The sequence below is a fragment of the Rubripirellula obstinata genome, from assembly GCF_001642955.1.
GTDB lineage: Bacteria > Planctomycetota > Planctomycetia > Pirellulales > Pirellulaceae > Rubripirellula > Rubripirellula obstinata.
Genome location: NZ_LWSK01000028.1, coordinates 47,942 through 54,444 on the forward strand (window position 1 = coordinate 47,942; position 6,503 = coordinate 54,444).

Consider the following 6,503-nt stretch of genomic DNA (forward strand, 5'->3'; position numbering starts at 1 on the left):
TAGAATTTGATGCCTTGAAAAGGGGGTTCCCCTTCTCAGATTCATCTCATTCATCGTTTAGCCCCCTAAATCATTCGTGCTACGCACCCATACCTGCGGTCAACTCCGCAAAACCGACGTCGGAACTGAAGTCACGCTGTGCGGCTGGGTCGAAAGCAAGCGAGATCACGGCGGAGCTGTTTTCATCGATCTTCGCGACCGTTATGGGCTGACTCAGGTTGTCGTCGGGCCGCCCGAAGCCGATGCGGCAATGATCGATCAGGCTGGCCGCGTTTCCACCGAGAGCGTGATTCTAATTCGCGGCAACGTCGCCGATCGCTTGGAAGGCAAAACCAACAAAAAGCTTCCCACCGGTGACATCGAAGTCCGGTCCGTCCACTTTGAAATCCTGAACACTTGCGAAACGCCGCCGTTCACGCCCAGCCAAAGCGATCTTCCCGGCGAAGATTTGCGGTTGAAGTATCGGTTCCTTGATTTGCGTCGGCCTGAAATGTTGCGAGCGATGGTGCTTCGCAGCAGCATCGTCAAAGCGATGCGAGACTACTTTGCCGAGCACGATTTCATCGATGTTGAAACACCAATTTTGGGCCGAAGCACTCCCGAAGGTGCTCGTGATTACCTGGTTCCCAGCCGCGTTCACCCCAGCAAGTTCTACGCACTGCCGCAGTCGCCGCAGCTTTACAAACAGATTTTGATGGTGGCTGGATTCGATCGCTACATCCAAGTCGCTCGTTGTTTCCGTGACGAGGATTTGCGAGCTGATCGGCAACCCGAATTCACGCAACTGGACCTGGAAATGTCGTTCGTCGATAGCGACGATGTCATTGGGTTGATCGATGGTTTGGTGGCGAAGACGGCGAAGGAAATTCTTGGCAAGGAAGTTCAACTGCCGCTGCCGCGAATCACTTACGAAGAAGCGATGCGTCGATTCGGTCACGACGCACCGGACTTGCGTTTTGACATGGAAATTGTTGACATCACTTCCGTCGCCGCGAAGACCGAATTCCGAGTCTTCCGTGGTACCGCCGACGCTGGCAATTTCGTGCGAGGCATTCCGGTCAAGAATGCAGCGACGAAGTATTCGCGTCGCCAGATCGATGAGCTGACGGAATACGTGAAGAATGATTTTGGTGCAAAAGGTTTGGCTTGGTTCCGAGTCGAAGATGATGGGACGCTTTGGAGTCCGATTAGCAAGAATCTTGAGCCTGAGCACTTGGAAGAAATAAAGACGCTGATGGCTGGCGAGCCCGGTGACCTTCTGATGTTTTTGGCCGACACTTGGGAAACCACTTGCAAGGGACTTTCCGGCCTTCGCCGCCGACTTGCAAGCGAACTTGGATTGATCGACCCCGAAGCACTTAATTGCAGTTGGGTGACTGAGTTTCCAATGTTTGACAAAGACGAGGAAACGGGTAGCTGGAACGCGATGCACCACCCCTTCACCGCACCGCTTGCCAGCGATTTGGAATTGCTAAAAGACGATCCATCAAAATGCCGTGCTCAGGCGTATGACCTAGTTATCAATGGCAGCGAAGCAGGCGGTGGAACGATCCGAATCCATGATCCAGCGACGCAATCCGTCGTCTTTGACCTGCTAGGAATCGATGCGGAAACGGCCGAGGACCGCTTTGGTTTCTTGCTCAACGCACTGAAGTATGGTGCTCCGCCACACGGTGGGATTGCATTGGGCATTGACCGCTGGGTGATGTTGTTTGCCGGGCTAGACAACATTCGCGAAGTGATCGCGTTCCCCAAGACGCAAAAGGCTGCGGACCTGATGACCGAAGCGCCAGGCGGTGTCGATAAGGCTCAACTCGAAGAACTGTTCTTGCGAACTGCAAAGGTACCTAAGTAATGGCTGCGACTTACAAAGATGCTGGCGTTGATTTGGACGTTTACGCCGAATCAATGAGCCGCTTGCCGGGGTTAATGCACCGAACGTTCTCGCCAAGAGTGATTCCAAGCGACGGCGGGTTTGCTGGTCTGTTTTCATTGGACTTTGCAGGCAAGTTGTTTTCCAGGAATTACGAAGACCCTGTGATGGTCAGTGGCACCGATGGCGTCGGAACCAAGTTGATCATCGCTCAGCAAACCGGGCATCACGCAACCGTCGGCATCGACTTGGTTGGCATGTGTGTCAACGACTTGTTGTGTACGGGTGCCGAACCTTTGTTCTTTCTCGATTACGTGGCGATGGGCAAAGACGATCCTTCGCGGTTGGAGCAAATTGTTCGCGGCATCAGCGATGGTTGCGTTGAAGCTGACATGGCTCTGTTGGGTGGCGAAACGGCGATCATGCCGGATTGTTACGACGATGAAAAATATGACTTGGCCGGGTTCGCTGTTGGCGTGGTCGATCGAAAAAAATTGATCGATGGCAAGAGAATCAGCGAAGGCGATGTGGTGTTAGGCTTGGCGTCCGATGGACTGCACAGCAACGGTTATTCACTGGTTCGCAAAGTCATTAGCGATGCCGGTTTGAACTGGGGCGATACACCGCAAGGGCTTGGCGGTCAATCACTCAGCGAAGTTTGTTTAACACCGACTCGCATCTACACCAAGGCGATCCGCAAGGTGTTAGGCCAATCTGGTCAAACACAGCATGGTCAGCCGGGCAGCAGTGAAAATGTCTTGCACGGACTCGCGCACATCACCGGTGGTGGAATTGAAGAAAACCTCGATCGCATTTTGCCCTCTGGCGTCGATGCAATGATTGATGCGTCTTCATGGCAACGGCCCGCGATTTTCGATTGGCTGCAGCAGACTGGCGAGATCGCCGAATCAGAGATGCGTCGTGTCTTCAACATGGGTGTCGGAATGATCGCCGTCGTCAGCGATGACGATGCAGCGGAAGTTCTGACCACTCTTGATTCGTCTGGGGTGGAAGCATTTCCGATCGGGAAGATCGTTGCCGGTTCAGGAAAAGTTCATTACCAGGACTAATCGAGTTGCCTGCGAATCGACGAATCGACGTAGAACGGAATTCGTTCCGTTGTATCTTCTTACGTTGGTTTCATTTAACGGAATGAATTCCGTTCTACGGCTGCCGCGGCCCCAAAACTCGACGAAGCACGCGAGTGCTCTTCTGAACACCAAAACGGTGCCGGAAGCCAGAAATGAGCCGTTTTTCTGAATCATTTGCTTTCAAATCGTTGACTGAATCATGGCCTCGGTTAATCTTGGACTAATCGGGTGGGTCGCCTCGCCGGCAATGCACCTCAACACTTCGCCAACGTTGGCCGAACCAACGGGAATCCAACCATGAAAATTAGCTTGCCCTCTCCCCTCGTGATTCTGTCTGGAATCTGTGCCGTTGCTATTTGCGGCTCTAGCAACAGTTCAGTTGCCCAAGCCGATCAAAGCAGCAATGCGGCTGTCGGTCAGCAGCTTGTCGGCACCCTCTTGCAGGACGAAATCGACGAGTTGCCTGAAGACAACACGGCTTACTTCACTGCGACCCGCGAAGTGCAATTGCAGCTTGATTTGTTGGCGGCAACTTCGGCTGCGACTGACCTTGACGATGTCATGGTGTCGGTCATTCGACCCGACGGAAAGACGACTCGAGTCAAACCTGACATCGACGGTAAGGTCACGATTGAAAATGCTCAACCTGGACCTCACGCGGTTGTTGCGTCGGGCGAGGGATCGCATGGTTCGACTTTGTTTTACTTTGACGAGAAGCAAGAAGATGGCGACGCACTGGATTCAGGCCTAGCGGCTCCCACACCAGTGAAGCAATTGACGATGCTTCAAATCGATCCGGAAAACCTACGCCCTTCGATCGATCGCATTCGTCCTTACGTCAATTCTGAATACGCACCACCTGCAAGCGTGGGCGTCGGCGGTTCGTTTAACTACAGCGTGACGTTGGGCCCCGACGGAGTTTTGTCCGGTCGCGTGATTAGTCTGATCAAAGAGATCCCAACGCAAGGAACTCAGGTCACAATTTTCTACGCGGGTCAACAAGTTGGATCGACTGTGGCAGGCCCCGGTGGAAGTTTCCAAATCAAGGGCTTGCGAGGTGGCGTTCACGGTGTCGTGGCATCGGGACGAGCCGGTTTTGCAGCGTTTGCTTTCGAGGCCAAGCAAACGTCGGAACTCGCGAAGTCAAACGGCGTATTCCAGCAAACGTTTGTCTCTGTTTTGCAGGGTGACGAACAGCTTCCCGTCGTGCTGATTCCGCCAACGATGACCGAACAAGTGATCGAAGAAGTGGAAGAACGTTATCCGCTTCTTCGTACCGAAGCGGTACCCTCGGGCGTTGATGCTCCCGTGTCAGGACTGAATGGATTCACGGGCGGCCCATTTGGTCCACCCGCAGGCGGATTCGCTCCCGGCGGAGGTTACTCAGCCGGTGGTGGCGGAGGCGGTATTCCCTTCGGTGGTGGTGGAGGTGGCGCTCTTGGCGGAATCGCTGGCCTTGCTTTGGTCGCAGCCTTAGCCGACGACGATGACGAAAATCCTCCGATCGTAGCACCGCAACCCTCGTCGCCCGCGGTGCCACAATAGAATCTTTGATCGATTGATCGTTCAGGTAGAGTGATCGTTCAGATCGAACAGCAGTGAAATAGAAACGCAGCACGGTTCTGAAAACGTTAGTTTCCAGAACCGTGCTGCGTTTTTTCGTTAGCTAATGATCGCGGGAACAAGAAGGAGCTGTCCCGAAATAACTTCCCGGTTTCCCGTAGCTGGACCCGCCAGGGTTCAGTCCATCCAGAGCTGTACCCGACTGAACCCTGGCGGGCCCAGCTACGAAAGATCCACTACGCCAGTTGTTCACGCGATGCTAAGCGTCTTAGTAGCGGAAGATCATATCCAGGGTGACGCGGTCTTCGATAATATCTTTGAACTCCGTCAGCGGAAATTCGTAAGCCACACCAGCTTCAAAGCGTCGGCTGGGCTTGTACCTGGTGCCAACATTGTGCGTGACCAAGTTGTTGCCTTCCACGTCAGTTGCACCCAAGTTCAAAAGATCTTGACCGCCAACACCGAAGGCCGACCCAACGTCTGCATCCTTGACCCAGTGAGTCCAGGAGTTTTCGGTGAACAAGTAAACGGTGTCAGTGACCTTCACGTCAAAGTGATTGTTCCAGCGAACTGTCGTCGTCTGGACTTCCTGATCCACGGGAAGTTGCCAACCAAAGGAGCTGAGGATGTGAGCGTTGCCGTTGGCTAATCGTTGACCACCAGTCACAAAGAAATTGAACTGGCCGTCGCCGATGGACTGCAGAGTTTGCTCGCTGCCCATTGGGATTTCGTAGGTGAACCCACCACTGAGTAGAGTTCCTGTTTGCGTGTTGCGAAGAAGATTGTATTTCAGGCCTGCGGTAATGTCCGCCCAGCCCGATGCGATCAGACCGTCGAGAGCCCCTTCACTGTTATCGATCACGTAACCGTCTTTGACACCAATCAGGCTTAGCCGATCGGTAAGAGCAAGACGAAACTGCATTGCAAACAACTGCAAGCTACCACCGGCGGGGATGTTGCCAGGGCCAAGGGTGTCAGGAACTTGATGGGTCACAAAGATCGGACGCAGCTCGGTTAGGTTGCGAGGATCTTCGAAGTGTACGAAGTCGATCATCGGGCTGATGAAATCATCAAAGCACCGATCGCTCGGCTGAATAACTTTTCTCAACGAAGCCGTGATCGAGTCCAAACATCCGAGATCGCAGCAGCCAGAATCGCAGCAACTGGGGTCGCAGAAATTTGAATCGCAACACTCTGAATCGAAGCAACTGGACTCGCAAAGATCAATGCTGTCACACTGGTCCGCACATGCGTTGTCGCAAAAGAGATCGCCAGCCGAAGCGGCGCTGATGCTAGTGGTTGCCAAAAGTACGGCTGCAACCTTGATGAGTCTTCGCCCTATTTTTTTCATCTTTCAAGTTCTCTCAATTGGGCGCATGTAGGTTGTACTCGAAGCTGATCGCAAACTCATGTGCGCCTATTAGTGAGTTGCGGTTGCTTCCTAGCTGGGATTTCGGACGTCCACTCAATGACACGTAGTGTTCCAAGTCGCTGCCAACCTTATCTTCCCAACCCGCAAGGTTTTACAATTGCACAGCGTTCATCAACGCGATGTGTGCTCGGTCGGCACAACGATGGTCGCTATCGTCACTTTAGTTGTGACGATTTGCGCCGAAATTAATAGGACTTTCGAGGTCTGCGATTTAGCAGAAGCAAGCGATCTCACAAACCGTTTCAGAAAAGACTGACGCTGCAGCAGAATCTCCGCGCCAATCGCTAAAAACTACCGACGATGAAACGAAACAGATCCCAACGCCCCAGCGATCACCTTGCCCGGCGGCAAGACAAGCTAAGGAACGTGCGACTTTTTATAGTCGCCTTTCGCTCCGCGAAAGTAGCGAATCCGCTACTTTCGCGGAGAAACTATGAGCGGGCTTGGTTAACGAGAAAAAGTTCGGCACACTCTTTGGGAGTTTGAATAGCTTTACCAACTTCCACAAAAAGGTACCGAACCTATGTCTAATGTTATCATGATT

At 53.1% G+C, this 6,503-nt stretch carries 4 protein-coding genes; 3 read left to right on the plus strand and 1 reads right to left on the minus strand.

Going from position 1 to position 6,503, the window contains the following annotated elements; all coding sequences use genetic code 11:
- The first annotated feature begins 76 nt into the window (after positions 1–76).
- From aspS to RC85_RS28240, 3 genes are all read left to right on the plus strand, one after another.
- Positions 77–1,855 carry an aspartate--tRNA ligase gene (aspS, locus tag RC85_RS09815; protein ID WP_068261835.1) on the plus strand — a complete coding sequence of 593 codons (1,779 nt, stop codon included), beginning with the start codon at positions 77–79 and terminating at the stop codon, positions 1,853–1,855.
- Positions 1,855–2,943, plus strand: a complete 1,089-nt coding sequence (gene purM, locus RC85_RS09820; RefSeq protein WP_068261836.1) for a phosphoribosylformylglycinamidine cyclo-ligase — start codon at positions 1,855–1,857, stop codon at positions 2,941–2,943. The genes aspS and purM overlap by 1 nt, the downstream gene beginning before the upstream one ends.
- Before the next feature lie 330 nt (positions 2,944–3,273).
- On the plus strand, positions 3,274–4,509 hold the full coding sequence (locus RC85_RS28240) for a hypothetical protein (protein WP_200836753.1): 1,236 nt from the start codon (positions 3,274–3,276) through the stop codon (positions 4,507–4,509).
- Positions 4,510–4,795: 286 nt separating this feature from the next.
- Here the strand turns inward: RC85_RS28240 and RC85_RS09830 are convergent, their stop codons facing one another.
- Positions 4,796–5,581: a hypothetical protein gene (locus RC85_RS09830; RefSeq protein ID WP_238383116.1), complete on the minus strand. Its 786-nt coding sequence runs from the start codon at positions 5,579–5,581 to the stop codon at positions 4,796–4,798.
- Between the last annotated feature and the right edge of the window lie 922 nt (positions 5,582–6,503).

Bases quoted from the DNA above. Each gene is read 5' to 3' on its own strand.
- purM (WP_068261836.1), top strand. From the start codon at position 1,855: ATGGCTGCGACTTACAAAGATGCTGGCGTTGATTTGGACGTTTACGCC.
- RC85_RS09830 (WP_238383116.1), bottom strand. From the start codon at position 5,581: ATGATCGACTTCGTACACTTCGAAGATCCTCGCAACCTAACCGAGCTG.